Raw genomic sequence first — 19,475 nt, 5'->3', positions numbered from 1 at the left:
GTCAGGTTGGTCAGTTGGCGAAGGTCCGGGCGGCGCGCACCAGGGCGGCGATGCCGATGTCCAGGGTCGGTTCGATGACCGGGGCGTACTTCGGTGAGTGGTTGGACGGCACGTCCTTGAGGACCTTCATGATGTCGCCCATGTCGGTGGCGCCCTTGAACGGGGCCGGGTCGGCGCCGCCGAGGAGCCAGTAGGCGCAGGCGGCGTTGGCCGCGGTCGCGAGCCGGCCCACGTCCTCGCTGCCGGTTCCGCTGCCGGGGTCGATGATGTTCGCGGCGCCGAACTCCTTCGCGAACGCGGTCCGCAGCCGGGCCACCGCGTCGGGGTCGTTGATGACCGGCGGGAACGACTCGATCTCGGTGATCTCCGGTGGTTGCGGGGCGCCCGAGGTGGTGGCCTCGCCGTCGACGATCCGCTGGATGTCCGCCAGCACCCGGTCGCGTACGGCCGGGTCGAGGGTACGGACGTTCATCAGCAGCTCGGCGCGGTCGGGGATGATGTTCTCCTTGGTGCCGGAGTGCATCGCGCCGATGGTGAGCACGGCGGTGTCCGTACCGGCGATCTCCCGGGAGACCACGGTCTGCAACCGCATCACCGTGGCGGCAGCCATGACCACGGGGTCGATCGAGGCTTCCGGTCGGGAGCCGTGTGATCCCTTTCCGTGCATGACCACCCGCAGCCCGTCGGAGGCCGCGTACGAGGTGCCGGCGCGCAGGCCGATCATCCCGGCCGGCAGCGGCGAGACGTGCTGTCCCAGAACGATGTCGGGGGTGCCCACCCGTTTGTAGAGCCCGTCGTCGATCATCGCCTGGGCGCCTGTGCCGAGTTCCTCGGCGGGCTGGAAGACCAGGATCAGGGTGCCGCGCCAGCCGTCGGTGTCGCCGGCCAGCACCCGCGCGGCGCCCAGCATGCAGGTGACGTGCATGTCGTGGCCGCAGGCGTGCATCACCGGCACTTCCTGACCGTTCTGGTCGGTGGTCGTGACCGTGCTGGCGTAGTCCAGGCCCGTCTGCTCGGCGACCGGCAGCGCGTCCATGTCGGCGCGCAGCAGCACGGTCGGCCCCTGCCCGCGATGGAGCACCCCGGCCAGCCCGTGGCCGCCGATGTCCGTGGTCACGTCGAACCCGGTCGCTCTCAGCTTCTCGGCGACGATCGCGGCCGTACGGGTTTCGTGTTGGGACAGCTCGGGATGCGAATGCAGGTCCTTGTAGACCGCGATCAGGTCGTCGGTCCTCTCGGCCACTGATGTGTTCATGGTTGCCCCGCAGACGATGAACGCCGGGAGTTCTTTCCCATAATGCTAGGTTCGATCCCCGATCGGCGGGCACGAACCGCGGATTCCCCGTGGCCCGGGCACCCGGAGGCCGCTACGCGGTGTGCCGCGGCGGGTGCTGGGCGGCGGCCTGGAGCGCCATGAGCGCGTCGCTGAACACCCGGCCGTCGAGGTCGTCGAGGATCCCGAACGCCGCCAACGGCTTGTGATGGGCCAGGTGCAGCCCGGACAGGTAGACGACGATGCCGCGCCGCTGCAGGTCCGTGATCGCGTCGCGGAGCACCTGGGCGCCGGACGCGTCGATGACGCTGACCCGGGACATGCGGATGAGTACGCAGCGCACGTCCCGTACGGCGGCGAGCTGGTGCTCCAGCGTGTGCGCGGCGGCCCAGAACAGCGGGCCGACCGGGCGCAGCACCAGCACGTCGTGGAGGTGCTCCTCGCTGAGGCGTTCGATGTGGACCGCTTTGATGACCTTGCGAAGCGCCAGGACCACCGCGACGCCGAGACCGACGAGTACGGCCGTGACGAGGTCGAGCGCCACGGTCGCGACGGCGGTCATCGTCATGATCACGGCGTCGGACCGGCTGGCGCGTGCGTTGGCCACGAGCGTCGCGAGGTGGACCATGCGGATCGCGGTGGCGAACAGGACGCCCGCCAGCGCGGCGATCGGCACGAGCGCGACCAGGGGCGCGAGGGCCAGCATCATGGCGGCCAGCACGGCGGCGTGGCTGAGCGCGGCGAGCCGGGTGGACGCCCCCGCCTTGACCGAGACGGCCGTGCGGGCGATCGCGGCGGTCGCGGGTACGCCGCCGAAGAGCGGGGCGGCGATGTTGGCAAGGCCCTGGCCGAACAGTTCACGGTCCGGGTCGTGCCGCTGCGCGGCCCGGTGCGGGTCGGCGGCGGCGCGCATGGAGTCGGCGACCGTGGCGCACAGCAGCGACTCCAGCGCCGCGAGCGCGGCGACCGCGACCGCGGCCGTGACCAGTGCTGGTACCTGCGCCGGGTCCAGGAACGCGAGCGAGGGGGCCGGCAGGGTCGCCGGCAGCGCGCCGATCCGGGCGAGCGGGAGGTCGAAGAGTTCCGCCGTGGCGGTCGCGGCCACGACGGCCAGCAACGAGAACGGGATCTTAGGGCGGCGGGCCAGGCCGACCAGCACGAGCACGCCCACTCCCGCGGCGACCGCCAGAGCCGGCCAGTGCGGGGTACCCGCGAACCCGCGTACCGCGTCGGCGGCGATTGTCACCACCTTGTCGCCGTGCCCGACCACCCCGAGCGCGCCGGGAACCTGCTGGAGGAAGATGACGGCCGCGATGCCGAGGGTGAACCCCTCGACGAGGGGCGCCGGCACGTAGCGCGCGTAGCGGCCGGCGCGCGTCAGCGCGAGGACGACGAGAAGCACCCCGGCGAGCAGGCCCACGGTGAGCACCCCGGAGGCGCCGTAGCTGGCCGTGATGGGTACGAGCACGGCGGTCATGGCCCCGGTCGGGCCGGTGACCTGAAGGTTGGAGCCGCCGAAGATCGCGGCCAGGCAGCCGGCGACGATCGCGGTGGCCAGCCCGGCGCCGGCGCCCAGGCCGGACGAGACGCCGAAGCCGAGCGCGAGGGGCAGGGCGACGACCGCGACGGTCACCCCGGCGACCAGGTTCGCGCGAGGCTGCTCGCGCATCGCGGCGAGGTCGCGCCAGCGCGGCAGGACCGCTCCGACGCGCCGTCGGGCGCCGGAGAGGACCCGCGTCCTCACGCGGCGGTCGGCGACGCGGCGCCGGCTTCGGTTTCGCGCAGGACGTCGAGCAGTTCCGCCTGGCTGGCGATCATTTCGGTGAGGATGCGGCGCGCGGCGCGCATGAGGTCGGCCACGTCCGGGCCCGCCAGGCTGTAGACCACGGCGGTGCCCTCCCGCGTCGAGATCACGATGCCGGCCCGGCGCAGCACGGCCAGCTGCTGCGACAGGTTGGACGCTTCGACGCCGATGTCGTCGAGCAGGTCGCGTACCTGCCGCGGCCCTTCGCCGAGCAGTTCGAGGACGCGGATGCGCACCGGGTGGCCCAGCATGCGGAAGAACTCCGCCTTCGCCTGATACAACGGAACCTGCATGTGTGCAATTGAAGATTTCTGCAAGTCGCTATGTGTGGGCGGGGTCGGCCGCTATGCCGTGGGTCACACGCCCGTACGCCGCCCACCCGTCCGCTGAGTGGGCCGCCCGAACGGCCCGTCGCCGCTATTCTTTGCGCACCAGCGTGTTGAGCGGGATCGATGGGAGGAAGGCGTGCCGGTTCCTCGTACCGGGTCCGACGGGCGGCACGGGCGATCCGAGAACCGGCCCGGCGACCCGTACCGGACGGTGACGATCGCGTTCATCGCGGAACGGGCCGGCGTGTCGATCCCCACCGTGTCCAAAGTGATCAACGGGCGGTCGGGCGTGGGCGCCGAGACGCGCGCCCGGGTCGAGGCCCTCATCAACGAGCACGGTTATCAGCGTCCGGAGCCGACGACCCGCTCGGACATCATGGAGCTCGTCATGGGCGAGCTGGAGAGCATGTGGGGCCTGGAGATCATCCGGGGTGTCGAGCGGACCGCCCGCGACCACCACGTCGGTGTGGTGCTGTCGGACTTCGACCAGCGGCCGACGGAGGCCCGCGGCTGGGTCGAGGACGCCCTGGCCCGTCGACCCCGGTGTGTGGTGTCCGTGGCCCAGCTGTCGCAGACGCAGCGCGACCAGCTCGTGGCGCGCAACATCCCGTTCGTGGTGTTCGACCTCGCCGCCGACCTGCCCGACGACGCCCCGTACGTGGGGGCGACCAACTGGCTGGGTGGTCGGTCCGCGGCCCGCCACCTCATCCAGCTCGGACACCACCGGATCGCGATGATCGGCGGCCCGGACAGCGTGCTGTGCTGCCGCGCCCGGCTGGACGGCTACCGCTCCGCGATGGACTCCGCGGGCATCCCGGTCGACCCGGCGCTCGTCCTCCTCGTCGACCTCAACCACGAGCAGGGGTACGGTGCGGGTCGCGAGCTGCTGGCCCGCCCGCGCCGCCCGACGGCGATCTTCACGGCCACGGATGTGCAGGCCCTCGGCGTCTACAAGGCGGCCCGCGAGGCGGGGTTGCGCATCCCCGAGGATCTCAGCGTCGTCGGCTTCGACGATCTGCCGGTCGTCTCGTGGGTCGACCCGCCGCTCACGACGGTCCGTCAGCCACTGATGGAGATGGCCGTGGCGGCCACGGAGTTGGCGCTCGCCCTCGGCCGCGGTGAGCAGCCGGCGCAGCGCCGCATGGAGTTCGCCACGACGCTGACCGTCCGGGAGAGCACCGCGCCGCCCCCGTCAGGGGCTGACGGCTAGGACGAGGAACGCCGAGAAGACGACCAGGTGCACGCCGCCCTGCAGCAGCGTGGCCCGGCCGGGCACGACCGTGAGGGTACCGACGACGAACGTGAGCGCGAGCAGGCTTATCTGCGCCGGCCCGAGGCCGAGGTGCAGCGGTCCGCCCAGCCAGATGGACGCGATCGCGATGGCCGGGATGGTGAGGCCGATGCTGGCGATGGCGGACCCGATGGCGAGGTTGATGCTGGTCTGGACGCGGTCCCGGCGCGCCGCCCGGACGGCGGCGATCGTCTCGGGCAGCAGGACCAGCAGCGCGATGACGACGCCGACGGCGCTCACCGGCAGGCCGAGCCGGGCGACGACCTGCTCGATGGTGGGGGAGACCGTCTTGGCGTCGCCGACGACCGCGACGAGCGCGACGAAGAGCAGCAGCAGGCTGAACGAGGCGGCCCGGGTCGACGGCGGGACGGCGTGGGATTCGGTGTCCGTCGTTGACGCGGGAAGCGCGTCCGTGACGGGGAGGAAGTAGTCGCGGTGCCGCACGGTCTGGGTGAGGACGAAGACGCCGTAGAGCAGGAGCGAGGCGATCGCCGCGAAGGTGAGCTGGAACGGCGAGAACTCCGGCCCCGGCTCGCTGGTGGTGAACTTCGGCAGCACGAGGCTCAACGTCGACAGGGTCGCCACGGTGGCCAGCGCGCCGCCCGAGCCCTCGGCGTGGAACTCGGCCACGCGCCGGCGCAACGCCGCGATGAGCAGGGAAAGGCCCAGAATGCCGTTGCATGTGATCATGACGGCGGCGAAGACGGTGTCCCGGGCGAGCGTGGCCGCCTTCGCGCCGCCGGTCGCCATGAGTGTGACGATGAGCCCGACCTCGATCACGGTGACGGCGACGGCGAGCACCAGCGAGCCGAACGGCTCGCCGACCCGGTGCGCGACCACCTCGGCGTGGTGGACGGCCGCGAGCACCGCGCCGGCGAGCAGCACGGAGACCAGGATGACGGCCGGCCCGGCGAGGTGGCGTCCCCAGGTGAGGGCGAGGACCACGACCGCGAGTACGGGCACCAGGACGGTCCATTGGGTGAGTGCCCGCAACGGCGACGCGAAGTTCGTCATGCGGTCATTCTCAGGCAAAAAGCCCGATTAGCGGCGTTGGCGCTGTTTCGCGCCGAGTTCGACGACCCGCTGGGCGTGCGCCGGAGCGTCCTTGAGGCTCGCGCGGCGGCGCAGCAGGTTCGACAGGAACCACAGGGCCCCACCCAGGACGGTCACGTCGTCGAGGTAGATCGGGTCGGGCAGCACGTCGATGGGGAAGATGGTGTAGATCAGCGCGCCCCAGAACACCAGGTTCCCCTTGGCGCCCATGGATTGCAGGGTGCGGCGCATGGCGAACAGCCGGACCAGCAGACGAACGGCCCACACGAGCGTCACCACCGCGACGACCGCCGCGATCACGCCAACGACGATCCACGCTTCCCGTGACATCGGTCGCTCCCTTCGTCCCCACCAGTCATACCCGAACGCCATCCTGGCCGAACACGCCGAAACTTTCGAGGGGTCGGTTGGAGGTGGCAGGCCGCAGTGCCGTACCCATGTCGGAAGTTCCGTGGTGGGCGAACGTTATTTCGAGGCATTGATAGCAGCGGAAATCAGTCGCTAACATCACGGAACGCGTTCGAATCAAGGGCATATATCCGCAACTGTCGATTCCAGTGGCGCGCTCCACGTCCACGTCAACATCTGAGAAACACTCGTACCTCGGGAAGAGGGTGGGTCGCGCGGGCTCGCGGCCCGCCCAGCCCCGGATCGATGCGCGGAGGGGGGCGTCGTGGTGGGTCATTGGGTGGCCACGTGGGCCGCGATGCCGATGCTGACCGAGCCGGCCGACCTGCCGCCGCATCCGTACGTCGCCGACGGGGTCGCCTTCGCCGACGCCACCCTGCGGCAGACCTTCCGCGTGTCGCTCGGCGGTGGCCGCATCCGGCTGCGGTTGACGAACGCGTTCGGTGACTGCCCGCTCCCGATCGCCGCCGTCACGGTGGCTCTGCCGGCGGGCGGCGCGGTCGGGGTGGGCGCCATCGAGCCCGAGACCGCGCGGACGGTCACCTTCCACGGGCGGCCCTCCGTGGTCGTGGCGGCCGGCGCCCCGGTGCTGTCCGACCCGCTCGACATCGACCTGGCGCCCCGGTCGGCCCTCGCCGTCACGGCGTACCTCGCCCAGGGCCAGCCGGCCGGCGCGGTCACCTCCCACCCCGGCTCGCGCACCACGTCGCACGTACTCGCGGGAAATCGCGTCGCCGACGCGGACCTGGCGGGCGCCGCGCGGGTCGACCACTGGTACTTCCTCGGCGGGGTCGAGGTGTGGGCGCCGGCCGCGACCGAGGTGGTGGCCCTGCTCGGCGACTCGCTGACCGACGGCCGGGGGTCGACCACGAACGGCAACGACCGCTGGCCCGACCAGCTGCTCGATCGCCTGCCGGGCGGCGTCGCGATGATCAATCAGGCGGGCGGCGGCAACCGGGTGCTCAACGACGGCCTGGGGCCGAGCGCGCTGGCCCGCCTGGACCGCGACATCCTCGCGCAGAGCGGTGTGCGCCGGCTGGTGGTCTTCGAGGGCGTCAACGACATCGGCACGGCGGCGGCCACCGAGGCGGCGCAGAAGCAGGTCGTCGCCGATCTCGTCGCCGCCTACGAGCAGATCGTCGAGCGGGCCCGCGCCCGCGGCATCCGTGTGTACGGCGCGACGATCACCCCCTTCGGGGGCGGCGGCGGGTACGACGACCCGGGCGGGCACCGCGAGGGCGCCCGGCAGGCGGTCAACCGGTGGATCCGGGAGGGCGGCACGTTCGAGGCCGTCTTCGACTTCGACGCGGCGGTCCGGGACCCCGCCGACCCGCGCCGGTTGCTCCCCGCCTACGACGAGGGCGACCACCTGCACATCAACCCGGCCGGGTACGGGGCGATCGCCGCCGCGGTGCCCGCCGGGGCCTTCGCCTAGATCATCAGAGACCGGCGTCCATGGGGTTGGCCGACCCCATGGACGCCTCGCTGTGACGCGCGGCGCCATCCACGTCGTGCACCCGGCAGGGCTAGGGTGAGGGCGTGGTGATCGGTTTCGGACTGCCCGTCGCGGGCGCCTGGGCGACCCCGGCGAACGTGGCCCGCTTCGCCGCGCGCGCGGAAGAGCTCGGCTACGGGTCACTGTGGACGTTCCAGCGGCTCCTGGTCCCGGAGAATGAGCAGGTCCTGCCCGTCTACCGGTCCGTGCTCGACCCGCTGATCGCGCTGGCGTTCGCCGCCGCGCACACGACGCGGGCCCGCCTCGGCGTCGCGATCGTCAACGCCCCCTTCGTGTCGCCGACGGTCCTCGCCAAGCAGGCGGCGACCCTGGACGTGCTGTCGGGCGGTCGCCTCGACCTCGGGCTGGGCACCGGCTGGTCGCCGGCCGAGTTCGCGGCCACGGGCGCGTCCATGGCGCGCCGCGGCCCCCGCGTCGAGGAGTACGCCGCCGTGCTGCGCGCCCTGTGGGCCGCCGGCGTGGCGTCGCACGACGGCGAGTTCTACACGGTCCCGGCCGCCCGGATGGAGCCCAAGCCGGTGCAGCGCCCCGGCCCGCCGCTGCTGTTCGGCGGCTCCGTGCCCGCCGCGCTGCGCCGCGCCGGGCGCATCGGCGACGGCTGGATCAGCCGCAGCGCCCAGGACCTCTCCGCGATCGCCGCGGACGTCGCCGAGGTGAAGCGCGGCGCTGTCGAGGCCGGCAAGGACCCGTCAGGCGTACGGATCGTGTGCCGCGGCGTCGTCCGGCCGGGGGAGCGGGGTCCACGCCTGTCGGGATCGGTGGACGACATCCGCGCCGACCTCGCCTGGCTCGCCGAGCAGGGCGTCACGGAGGTCTTCCTCGACCTCAACTGGGACCCGCTGGTGGGCAGCCCCGACGCCGACCCGGACGAGGCCACCGCCCGCGCCGAGGGACTCCTCACCGCCCTCGCGCCCTAGCGCCGTCTGCGTAGGACGCTGGGCCGGCTACGCACGTTCAGGGACGATGCGTTTCATCAGGACGTCCATAGGCCCCAGCTGTTTCGTGTGGGCCCCCCACTGTCGCCTCCCTAGCAGTGAACCGCGCTGGTACCTATACGTACCAGGGCGGTTCCTGGCTGGTTGGCCGTCGCGGCGCGGGCGCGCGGGTGTCACTATGTGCGCAGAACTCACCCCTCAAGGAGCGTCATGGCCAGGCGAGAAGACGGCAGCAAGCTGGTGTTTCGCGGCGTACTCATCTCGGTGGTGACGGTCGCGATCCTGGTGCTGGTCGCGGCCTTCCACACCGCGGTGTTCGACGCCGTCTCCGGCGCCTGGAACTTCGTGGTGGACCGCATCCCGGACGACGGGGCGCAGCGCACGGCCATCCTGGTGTACCTCATCGTCGCCGTCCTCATCGGGATCGTCTTCTCCAAGGCGGGCCACTTCACCGCGTACGGCGTGGCCATGGGTCTCATCCCGCTGCTGTGGGTGCTGTTCTGGGAGGGCTTCCCGCCGCTCGGCCTCGACCCGGCGTGGACGGCGAACCTGGGCGTCGGGCACATCGGCCCCGGCATCGTCGCCACCTGGGCGTTCGTGGCCGTCATCCTCATGACGTTGGTGTTCGTGCCGCTGGAGCTGTGGGAGAAGGCGCGCCGCCGCCGCCGGCGCCTCGGTGGGCGCAACGACGACTGACAGCGCCTAGCCTGGGTGCGTGTTCGACCTCGCGCCCGACCACCCGTTCGGCATCACGGCGCTGCCGTACGGGATCTTCTCGGTAGGCGGCGGGCCGCGTCGCGTCGGCGTCCGCTACGGCGGGTACGTGCTGGACGCGTGCGCGGTGGCCCGCCGGCTGCGGTGGTCCTACGCGGACCTGCTGGCCGGCCCGGTGCTGAACCCGCTCATGGCGGCCGGACCCGACGTGTGGGCGGCCGTACGCGCCGACCTGCGCGATTGGCTCGTGGCCGACCCCGACCCGGCGCTGTTCACGCCGTTGCGCGATGTCGACCTGCACCTGCCCGTCGAGGTCGCCGACTATGTCGACTTCTACGCCGCCGAGCAGCACGCGGTCAACGCCGGGCGGATCTTCCGGCCGGACGGCCCGGCGCTGCCGCCCAACTGGAAGCACCTGCCCCTGGGCTACCACGGACGGGCCGGCACGGTGGTCGTCTCGGGCACGCCGGTCACCCGCCCGGTCGGGCAGTTCCGCGACCCCGACCCGGTCTTCGGGCCCACGCGGCGGCTCGACTTCGAGGCCGAGGTGGGCTTTGTCGTCGGCGTGCCGACCGCGCCGGGGGAGCGGGTGGCCGTCGCCGACTTCGACGCGCACGTCTTCGGCGTCGTGCTCGTCAACGACTGGTCGGCCCGCGACATCCAGCGGTGGGAGACCGCGCCACTCGGGCCGTTCCTCGGCAAGTCGTTCGCCACGTCCATATCGGCGTGGGTGCTGCCGCTGGCCGCGCTGGACCACGCCCGCGTCGCGCCGCCCGCGCGCGACATGCCCGTGCTGCCGTATCTGTCCGATGACGCGCGCGCCGGGCTCGACATCGCGCTGACGGTCACGCTGGCGGGCCACGTCATCACCCGACCGCCGTTCGGGGTCATGTACTGGACCCCGGCCCAGCAGTTGGCCCACCTGACGGTCAACGGCGCGAGCCTGCGCACCGGGGACCTGTTCGCCTCCGGTACGGTCAGCGGCCCCGACCGCGACCAGTGGGGCTCGCTGCTGGAACTCAGCTGGAACGGCCGGGACCCGTTGACGCTGCCGGGCGGCGAACGGCGGACGTTCCTGGCGGACGGCGACGAGGTCGTCATCACCGCCACCGCCCCCGGGCCGGACGGTGGGCGTGTCGGCCTCGGCGAGGTACGAGGGACCGTGGCGCCCGCGCGAACCTGATCGATCGGGTCGACCATCTGGCCGAACGGCTGGAGATGGGGTCGTGCGCGCCCATCCGGGACGGCGCGCAGGCGCGCGAAGCCCTACAGTCGGGTGTTTCTCCGCTCCGCATCCACCCCGGCAGGAGTAACCCACGGTGGGACTTCCCCTCAACCGCCGCGTCCTCACGTTGACCGCCCTCGTGGCCGCCCCGGCTGTCGCCGCGGCTGCGGGCGTCGCCGTGCTGTTGACCCGCCCCGCGCCCGTGGCCTCGCTGGTCTCGGCGAACACGCCGACGATCCAGGTTGGCGACAACGGTCTGGCCCACTACCTCAGCGCTCCGGCTGGGGAGCCCATCGCGCCCCCAGCCGATCTGCCCGCCGGTGCCAGTTCCGAGGAGGCCGCGCGCGCCCACCTCAGGACGTACGGCGCCGCGTTCGGCGTCACCGACCAGGCCAAGGACCTCACGACGGTCCGCTCGTTCGGCCAGGGCGCGGCGAACGTGGTCCGCTTCCAGCAGACCTACGGCGGCCTGCCCGTGATCGGCGGCCAGCTCGCCGTCACGGTCAACAAGGCCGGCGGCCTGCTCGCCATCAACGGCGAGGCCGCCACGACCGAGGGCGCCACCACGAAGGCCACGGTCAGCGCCGCGGACGCGAAGAAGAACGCGATCGCGTCCACCGCCCGCAAGCTCAAGATCTCCGCGAGCAAGCTGCGGGCCGGTAAGGCGTCGCTGTCGCTCTATGACGCGTCGCTGGTCGGCCCGGAGACCATCCCGGGCGCCCGCCCCGTGTGGCACATTGAGGTCACGGCCCCGAGCCGGCCGGACGTGAACCAGTTCGTCCTGGTTGACGCCCGCAGCGGCCACATCGCACTGACCTTCTCGCAGGTCAAGCACGCCAGCGACCCGGACCGCGCAGTGTGCGATATGGACAACAAGCCGTCCGACGACTGGGTGTGCGACCGGGAGAAGGCCCTGCGAACCGAGGAAGACGACGAACCCTCCGGTATCGCCGACGTGGACTACGCGTACGAGCTGACCGGGGCGATGCACCGGTTCCTTCAGACGCTGGGCCGCGACGGCATCGACGGCAAGGGCCTGCAGCTCATCTCCACCACGCGGTTCTGCCCGACGGAGTTCGAGGACGAGAAGACCGGCCTGTGCCGCTACCCGAACGCCTTCTGGGACGGCGAGCAGATGGTCTTCGGCGACGGGTACGCCTCCGCCGACGACGTGGTAGGGCACGAACTCGTCCACGGCGTGACCCAGTACACGTCCAACCTGCTGTACTACTACCAGTCCGGCGCGATTAACGAGTCCATCTCGGACGTGCTCGGCGAGCTGTTCGACCTGTCCTTCGACGGCGAGTCGCTCGCCACGCCGGCCACGACCGCCCCCGCGACGTCGGCCCCGGCCACGAGCGCCCCGGCGACCGCTGAGCCGGCAACCTCGGCTCCGGCGACCAGCGCCCCGGCCACGAGCGCGCCGGCCTCCAGCGAAGCGCCGGTCACCACGGCGGCGACGGAGGCGCCGGGGCTGGAGACCCCGGAGCCGGCCACGCCCGAGACCGCCACCGCGCAGACGGCGACCCCGCAGACTTCCGCTCCCGCCACGAGTGGGGCCGCGATCACCACCGCCGCGCCGGAGACGTCCGCGCCGGCCACGACGGAGGGGGCCGCGACGACCGGGTCGGCCCCGCGGGGCGCCCGGCCCGGCGGCCAGCGGCTGGTGCCCGGCGCCGACGGCGCGAACATGCGCTGGCTTCTCGGCGAGGATCTGCCGATCGATCCCGACTACCCGCAGCCGCCGGGCACCGGCGGCGCGCTGCGTAACCTGAAGAACCCACCCCAGTTCTACCAGCCGGACGCCATGACGGACGACGATCCCGACGTGAACAGCGAGCTGTGGGACCCGGCCTGGTGGGACGGCGGTGGCGTGCACTTCAACAGTGGTGTCGGCAACAAGGCGGCATACCTGATGACCGACGGCGGCACGTTCAACGGCGTCACCGTCGCGGGCATCAAGGACCTCACCAAGGTCGGCAGGATCTGGCTGGGCGCCGAGCAGTTGCTCACCTCGGGCGCCGACTACGGCGACCTGGCGTACGCCCTGCAGCAGGCCTGCGCGAACCTGGGCTACACGACCGAGTGCAGGTCGGTGAGCGACGCCGTGGCGGCTGTGCGGATGACCGCGCAACCAAAGGCCGAGCCCGCCATCAAGCAGGCCAGCGTGTGCCCGGCCGGCCAGGGCCCGAAGAACCTGCTCCTGGAGAAGTTCTCCAGCGCCAAAGCCTGGACCATCTCCGGCAACGCGGGCATCGATGGCAGCGTCAAGCCGAGCGCCGTGGCAGGTGACAGCCTGGTGCTGGCGGCCCCGTACCCGGACGTAAAGGCGACGACGATCACGGCGACGCTCAACTCGTCGATCTCCCTGCCCGCCACCGGCACGGTCTATGTGCGGTTCGACCACCTCGACGCGTTCGACTGGTTGGGCCCGGTCCCGAACGACCCGTCGGAGGTCTTTCTCGACGGCGGTTTCCTCAGCGTCACCACGGGTTCGACCTTCGCGGCGCCGAAGGGCACGTGGACCAACGGTCCGGGCAAGGAGATCGGGGCGACCGGGACGAAGGGCTTCGGCGGCGACAGCCGGGGCTGGACGTCGTCGCGGATCGCGCTGGACCAGGCGACGTACAAGAGTAAGAATCTCCGGCTGCGGTTCTCGCTCAAGACCGATGGCGTGTTCTCGCCGGCCAGCGCTGGTTACGGCTGGTGGCTGGACAACGTGCGGGTCTACACGTGCTCGGCGAAGAACCCGGTGCATTCCGACTTCAACGGCGACGGGGTCGCCGACGTGGCGATCGGCTCGCCAGGTCGCGACCTGGGCGGGCTGGTGGACGCCGGCACGGTGACCGTCAGCTACGGCAGCACCGGCTCCGGGCTCACGACGTCGAGCGCTCGGGTCCTGACGGCCGGCACGGGCGCCTCCGGCGCGGTACCGGTCGTGAACCAGCAGTTCGGCTCGTCGGTGGTCAGCGCCGACTTCAACGGCGACGGGTTCGCCGATCTGGCCGTGGGGGCCGCCGCCAAGGGCGCCACCTCGGGCAGGGTCACGGTGTTCTACGGCTCGTCCGAGGGCATTACCGCCCGCGGCGCGAAGGTGTTCGCGAGCAGCACGTTCGCGACCGCGTCGAGCGGGTTCGGCAAGGCGCTCGCGGCCGGGGACGTGAACAAGGACGGGTACGCCGATCTTGCCATCGGCGTGGAGGGCTTCGACTCGGCCAAGGGCGGCGTCGGGCTGTTGCGCGGTGCGTCGGGTGGGCTCACCACGACCAACAAGCAGTGGTTCACCCAGGACTCGTCCGGGGTACCGGGCGCCGGCGAGGCGGGTGACCGCTTCGGCAACGCGGTCGCCTTCGGCGACTTCAACAAGGACGGGTACGCCGATCTCGCCGTGGGCGTCTACCACGAAGCCGTCGGGTCGCTGGCCAGGGCGGGCGCGATCGTCGTGCTGCCGGGCAAGTCGAGCGGCCTGACCGGCAGCGGCTCCAAGGGCATTTCGCAGGACAGTTCGGGCGTGACCGGAGTGGCCGAGGCGGAGGACCTGTTCGGCGCGGCGCTCGCCGTGGGTGACTTCACCAAGGACGGCTACGTCGACCTGGCGGTCGGCGCGCCCGGTGAGGCGATCACGAACACCGGCTCCGGCGCCGGTGCGGTCACGATCCTCAAGGGTTCGTCGGGTGGGATCACCGGCTCGGGCTCGGTCGCCTTCTCGCAGAACACCTCCGGTGTGCCGGGTACGGGCGAGACGGGCGACCTGTTCGGCGCCGCGCTGGCCGTCGGTGACCTCAACGGTGACGGGTATGTCGACCTGGCCGTGGGTGCGCCCGGCGAGGCGAGCGGCGCGCTGGCGAACGCCGGCACGGTGGCCGTCCTCAAGGGACGTTCGGGCGGGCTGTCCGGCACGGGCGCGCTGGCCTTCGGACAGACGGCGGCGACGGGCGGCGACGAGGTTGGCGACCAGTTCGGCGCGGCCGTACGGATCGTCAAGGTCAAGTCCGGTACGGGCGCCAACCTGCTGGTGGGCATCCCCGGCGAGGACGACGGTACGGGCGCGGTCGTGCTCTACCCGGCCGGACCGGCGGCCACGGGCGCCCAGGTCGTGACGAACAGCCAGTTCGACGGCAAGGGTCAGGCGGGCACCCTGTTCGGGGCGGCCCTCGGCTGATCCACCGACAGCACGCGCGGGGCCTCGGCCGACACGGCCGGGGCCCCGCGCCGTCGCGGGGAAGTGGACGTCGTGTGGCAGGGTCGGCACGTGACCAGTGAAGGGCCGCTGCACGGCCTGCGCGTGGTGGAGCTGGGCGGCATCGGGCCGGCCCCGTTCTGCGGCATGCTGCTGGGCGACCTGGGCGCCGACGTGATCCGCATCGCCCGGGTGGCGGAGGCGGGCGCCCCCGCGCCGGACGCCGTACTGCACCGCAACGCCCGGTCGGCGGCCATCGACCTCAAGCACCCTGACGGGGTGGCGGCGCTGCTGCGCGTGATCGACGGCGCGGACGCGGTGATCGAGGGGTTCCGGCCCGGGGTGGCCGAGCGACTCGGCCTCGGCCCCGACGTGTGCCTGGCCCGGCGTGCGTCGCTGGTCTACGGGCGGATGACCGGGTGGGGACAGGAGGGCCCGGCCGCCCGGACGCCCGGCCACGACATCAACTACGTGGGCCTGGCGGGCGTCCTCGACGCCATCCGGCCAGCGGACGATCCCGACCGGGCGCCCGTGCCGCCCGCGAACCTGGTGGGCGACTTCGGCGGCGGCGGGATGCTGCTGGCCGTGGGCCTGCTCGCGGCGCTGCTGCACGCGCGCGCCACCGGGGAGGGGCAGGTCGTCGACGCCGCCATGGTGGACGGGTCGGCGCTGCTGCTCGCCATGGCGTACGGGGCCCGGCGGCCGGGGGCGTGGCAGGCGGCGGGCGGCATCGACATCGTGAACGGGGCCGCACCGTTCTACCGGTCGTACCGGTGCGCGGACGGCGGCCACGTGGTGGTGGGGGCGCTGGAGCCGGGCTTCTTCGCCGAGCTGCTCGCCGTGTTGGGACTGGCCGGCGACCCGGACTTCGCCGCACAGTACGACCGGGCCGCGTGGCCGGCCATGCACGCCCGGCTGGCCGGGATCTTCGCGGGGCGGGCGCGGGACGAGTGGGCGCGGCTGTTCGACGGCACGCAGGCGTGTGTCACGCCCGTACTGACGTTGGCTGAGGCACCCGACCACCCGCACCTGGCCGCGCGGGGCACCTACCGGACCCGCGCCGACGGGACGGTCGAGCCGGCCCCGGCGCCCCGCTTCGCGGCGACGCCGACGGGCGCGGTGCGGCCGCCGCGGCGGCTGGGCGCCGACACCGCGGCCGTGCTCGCGGCGGCGGGGCTCGCGGACGACGAGGTCGCCCAGCTGGTCCAGGCCGGTGTCGTGGCCCTGGAACTTCCGCCGTCCGGCCAGGCCTGACCTGCCCGGTCTCGTCGCCCATTGATGGACGTCTCCATGGAAGATTGCTGCTGGATACACTGACCTCGGCCCTTCATCCAGCGATGTTCGTCGATTGATTCCCCGGGGCTGGGTGGGGCGGAGAGGAACGGCACACCCATGTGGATCTCACGATTGCGGTCGCGTCGCGCCCGCGCGGTGGCGGCGGCCGCCGCCCTGGCGAGCGGGCTCGCGGCCACGGCCGTGGCGCTCGTCATGGCCCCCGGCGCCAGCGCCGCGACGGGCTGTCAGGTCACCTACACGCCGAACAGCTGGCCGGGCGGCTTCACCGCCAACGTCCGCGTCAGCGGCGGCGACCAGGCCCTCAACGGCTGGACGGTCACCTGGACCTACGCCGGTGACCAGCGGGTCACGAACGCCTGGAACGCCACGGTCACGCAGAGCGGCACGGCCGTGACGGCGAAGAACATGTCCTACAACGGCACCGTCGCCGCCAACGGCAGCACGGAGTTCGGCGTGCAGGGCACCTACTCCGGTACGAACGCGACGCCCACCGACTTCGCGGTCAACGGCGTGGCCTGCAACGGCACGACGACGCCGACCACGGCAGGCCCGGTCACGTCCGCCCCGGTGACCACGCAGGGCCCGGTCACGAGCGCTCCGGTCACCACCCGGGGCCCTGTGACCAGCGCCCCGGTGACGACGGGCGGGCCGGTCACGTCCGCCCCGGTCACGTCCGCCCCGGTCACCACCGGCACGCCGGTCGGGTGCTCCGGCGCGAGCATCTGCGACGGCTTCGAGAACCTCGCCGCTGGTACGCCGTCGGGCGCCTGGAGCGTGCAGAACCCCAACTGCTCCGGGTCGGGCACCGCCGCGATCGACACCACGACGGCGCGGTCGGGCTCGAAGTCGCTCAAGGTGTCCGGCGTCGCCGGGTACTGCAACCACGTGTTCGTCCAGTCGTCCACGCCGCTGACGGGCAACGTCTGGTACGCCCGGTTCTACGTGCGGCACACCACCGCGCTGCCCACCTCGCATGTCACGTTCCTCGCCATGCGCGACACCGCGGACGGCAACCGCGACCTGCGTATGGGCGGCCAGAACGGCAAGCTGCAGTGGAACCGCGAGTCCGACGACGCGACGCTGCCGGCGCAGAGCCCGGCGGGCGTGGCGCAGAGCGTCGACCTGCCGACCAACACCTGGACGTGCGTCGAGTTCATGGTCAACGGCGGCAACGGCCAGATGCAGACCTGGGTCAACGGCGCCGACGTGCCCGGCCTGCGCGAGGACATGGTGCCCACGCAGGACATCGATGGCCAGTGGGTGAGCAGCCGGCCCGGCTGGCGGCCCGCGCTGAGCAACTTCCGCATCGGCTGGGAGAGCTACGGCGAGGGCGCGGACACCCTCTGGTACGACGACGTGGCCGTCGGCTCCAGCCGCATCGGCTGCTGACCTCCGCGAAACGGGCGGGGCGGTCGCGACGTCGACCGCCCCGCCCGGGTCCTGCCAGGTAGTGTCAGCGGCGTCGGCCCGCGCGTACTGGGGAGGAAGTCATGTCGGTGGATTTCGAGGCGGCGCGCCTGGCCTCCGGAACCCCGGACGAGCTGGCGAAGGCCACCGAGGCGGCGATCGCGACCGCCCGCGGCGGCATTGAGCGGTTCAAGAAGGCCACGGGCGACGCCGCTGAGCTGCTGGACATCTTCGACGAGGCCAACGCCGCGCTGGGGAATCTGCGCGAGCTGGCCGGCATGATCGCCAAGGCGCACCCGGACAAGGCCGTGCGCGACGCGGCCGACGAGGCCGAGCAGGAGCTGGACAAGGTCGCCACGGACATCTCGCTCGATCGGGAGGTCTACGAGGCGCTGGCCGCCATCGACGTGAGCGGCCTCGACGCCGCGACCCGGCACTGGGTGGCCAAGACGCTGCGCGAGTTCCGCCGCGCCGGTGTGGATCGCGACGACGCCACCCGCGCCCGCGTCCGCGAGCTGCAGGAGGAGCTCGTCGGCATCGGGCAGGACTTCGACCGCAACATCCGCTCCGACACCCGCACGGCCACGCTGCCGCCGAGCGCCCTGGCCGGCCTGCCCGACGACTACGTGCGAGCCCACCCGCCCGGCGAGGACGGCCTCGTGCGCGTCACCACGGAGTACCCGGACGTCATCCCGTTCCTCACCTACGCGACCGACGCCGGGGCACGCGAGCAGCTGTGGCGGCTGTTCCAGCTGCGCGGGCATCCGGACAACATCGAGGTGCTCGACCGGCTGATCGAGCGCCGTCACGAGCTGGCGACCCTGCTGGGCTATCCGAGCTGGGCGCAGTACGTCACCGAGAACAAGATGATCGGCAGCGCCGACGCGGCGGGCGACTTCATCGACCGGATCGCGGCCGTGGCCGCCGACCGGCTGCGGGCCGATCTCGCCACGCTGCTCGAGCGCAAGCGCGCCGACGACCCGGCCGCGACCGCGGTCGACCCGTGGGACAACTCGTTCCTGCAGGACCGGGTCAAGGCGGAGCGGTTCGCCTTCGACTCGCAGGCCATGCGGCCGTATTTCGAGTACGGCCGGGTGAAGGCCGGCCTGATGGACCTCACCGAGCGGCTGTTCGGGGTGTCGTTCACGCGCCGGCAGGACGCGCCCGTGTGGCACCCGGACGTGGAGGCCTACGACGTGTCCCGGGGCGGCGAGTTGATTGGGCGCATCTTCCTCGACATGCACCCGCGCGCCGACAAGTACAACCACGCGGCGATGTTCACCATGGTCAACGGCAAGGCGGGCGTACGCATCCCGGAGTGCGCGCTGCTGTGCAACCTGCCCCAGCCGGGGGATGACCCGGCGTTGCTGCAGCACGACGAGGTCAGCACGTTCTTCCACGAGTTCGGCCATCTCGTCCACCACATCTTCGCCGGCCACACCCGCTGGTCGGGCATGGGCGGCATCAGCACGGAGTGGGACTTCGTGGAGGCCCCCTCGCAACTGCTGGAGGAGTGGACGCTCGACGCGCCGACGCTGGCCACCTTCGCCGTGCACTACAAGACCGGCGAGCCGATTCCGGCCCAGATGGTCGAGAAGCTGCGCGCCGCCGAGGAGTTCGGCAAGGGCATCTTCGTGCGCCAACAGATGTTCTACGCGGCCGTGAGCCTGGAGCTGTACCGGCGCGACCCGCAGACCTTCGACGTCGCGGAGCTGAAGCGCGAGCTGCAGGCGCGCTACGCCCCGTTCCCCGAGGTGCCGGGGACGTGGTTCCACCTGTCGTTCGGCCACCTCGACGGGTACTCGGCGATCTACTACACGTACATGTGGTCGCTGGTGATCGCGAAGGACCTGTTCACGGTGTTCAAGCGGGAGGGCCTGCTGGACGAGGAGACCGCCGCGCGCTACCGCGACGCGGTGCTCGCGCCGGGCGGTTCGGCCCCCGCCGCGGAGCTTGTCCGGAAGTTCCTCGGTCGGGACTACACCTTTGACGCCTACCAGGCCTGGTTGAACAGCTGACGCGTTGACCGTACTCGATCTGTTTG

The 19,475-nt window shown here is 72.2% G+C and carries 14 protein-coding genes; 9 read left to right on the top strand and 5 right to left on the bottom strand.

Annotated features, from left to right (window positions below; genetic code table 11):
* Positions 1-10: 10 nt before the first annotated feature.
* From ABD191_RS25310 to ABD191_RS25300, 3 genes are all read right to left on the bottom strand, one after another.
* The gene (locus ABD191_RS25310; protein ID WP_344087167.1) at positions 11-1,243 is read right to left on the bottom strand and encodes an amidohydrolase; all 1,233 of its coding nucleotides are present in this window, start codon (positions 1,241-1,243) and stop codon (positions 11-13) included.
* Positions 1,244-1,367: 124 nt separating this feature from the next.
* A complete protein-coding gene (locus ABD191_RS25305; protein WP_344087164.1) occupies positions 1,368-3,017 on the bottom strand; it encodes a SulP family inorganic anion transporter in 1,650 nt (549 codons plus the stop codon).
* Entirely contained in the window at positions 3,014-3,370 is a 357-nt protein-coding gene (locus ABD191_RS25300) for an ArsR/SmtB family transcription factor (protein WP_344087161.1), read from the bottom strand. The genes ABD191_RS25305 and ABD191_RS25300 overlap by 4 nt, the downstream gene beginning before the upstream one ends.
* A 172-nt stretch (positions 3,371-3,542) precedes the next feature.
* Here ABD191_RS25300 and ABD191_RS25295 point away from each other — a divergent pair, with 172 nt between their 5' ends.
* The gene (locus ABD191_RS25295) at positions 3,543-4,616 is read left to right on the top strand and encodes a LacI family DNA-binding transcriptional regulator (protein ID WP_344087158.1); all 1,074 of its coding nucleotides are present in this window, start codon (positions 3,543-3,545) and stop codon (positions 4,614-4,616) included.
* Here ABD191_RS25295 and ABD191_RS25290 read toward each other — a convergent pair.
* Positions 4,599-5,711 (bottom strand): calcium:cation antiporter, encoded by a 1,113-nt coding sequence (locus ABD191_RS25290; RefSeq protein WP_344087155.1) that lies wholly within the window; start codon positions 5,709-5,711, stop codon positions 4,599-4,601. The genes ABD191_RS25295 and ABD191_RS25290 overlap by 18 nt on opposite strands.
* Before the next feature lie 27 nt (positions 5,712-5,738).
* A complete protein-coding gene (locus ABD191_RS25285) occupies positions 5,739-6,080 on the bottom strand; it encodes a DUF1232 domain-containing protein (RefSeq protein ID WP_344087151.1) in 342 nt (113 codons plus the stop codon).
* Between the two features lie 343 nt (positions 6,081-6,423).
* On the opposite strand from ABD191_RS25285, the gene ABD191_RS25280 reads away from it, so the two are divergent.
* The 8 genes from ABD191_RS25280 to ABD191_RS25245 all read left to right on the top strand — a co-directional run bounded on the left by ABD191_RS25280 (position 6,424) and on the right by ABD191_RS25245 (position 19,449).
* Positions 6,424-7,593, top strand: coding sequence for an SGNH/GDSL hydrolase family protein (locus tag ABD191_RS25280; RefSeq protein WP_344087148.1), 1,170 nt, complete (start codon positions 6,424-6,426; stop codon positions 7,591-7,593).
* 104 nt (positions 7,594-7,697) lie between these two features.
* The gene (locus ABD191_RS25275; protein ID WP_344087145.1) at positions 7,698-8,591 is read left to right on the top strand and encodes a TIGR03619 family F420-dependent LLM class oxidoreductase; all 894 of its coding nucleotides are present in this window, start codon (positions 7,698-7,700) and stop codon (positions 8,589-8,591) included.
* Positions 8,592-8,819: 228 nt separating this feature from the next.
* Positions 8,820-9,305, top strand: a complete 486-nt coding sequence (locus tag ABD191_RS25270) for a hypothetical protein (RefSeq protein ID WP_344087142.1) — start codon at positions 8,820-8,822, stop codon at positions 9,303-9,305.
* Between the two features lie 19 nt (positions 9,306-9,324).
* The gene (gene fahA / locus ABD191_RS25265) at positions 9,325-10,506 is read left to right on the top strand and encodes a fumarylacetoacetase (protein ID WP_344087139.1); all 1,182 of its coding nucleotides are present in this window, start codon (positions 9,325-9,327) and stop codon (positions 10,504-10,506) included.
* A 136-nt stretch (positions 10,507-10,642) separates the two neighbouring features.
* Positions 10,643-14,710 (top strand): M4 family metallopeptidase, encoded by a 4,068-nt coding sequence (locus ABD191_RS25260; protein ID WP_344087136.1) that lies wholly within the window; start codon positions 10,643-10,645, stop codon positions 14,708-14,710.
* 90 nt (positions 14,711-14,800) lie between these two features.
* On the top strand, positions 14,801-15,982 hold the full coding sequence (locus ABD191_RS25255) for a CaiB/BaiF CoA transferase family protein (RefSeq protein WP_344087133.1): 1,182 nt from the start codon (positions 14,801-14,803) through the stop codon (positions 15,980-15,982).
* Positions 15,983-16,120: 138 nt separating this feature from the next.
* The gene (locus ABD191_RS25250) at positions 16,121-17,413 is read left to right on the top strand and encodes a cellulose binding domain-containing protein (RefSeq protein ID WP_344087130.1); all 1,293 of its coding nucleotides are present in this window, start codon (positions 16,121-16,123) and stop codon (positions 17,411-17,413) included.
* A 101-nt stretch (positions 17,414-17,514) separates the two neighbouring features.
* On the top strand, positions 17,515-19,449 hold the full coding sequence (locus tag ABD191_RS25245; RefSeq protein WP_344087127.1) for a M3 family metallopeptidase: 1,935 nt from the start codon (positions 17,515-17,517) through the stop codon (positions 19,447-19,449).
* Positions 19,450-19,475: the final 26 nt, after the last annotated feature.

This window comes from Luedemannella helvata (assembly GCF_039528415.1).
GTDB lineage: Bacteria > Actinomycetota > Actinomycetes > Mycobacteriales > Micromonosporaceae > Luedemannella > Luedemannella helvata.
Note: the sequence above shows the minus strand (reverse complement) of the source record. Positions and strands in the feature narration are given on the sequence as shown.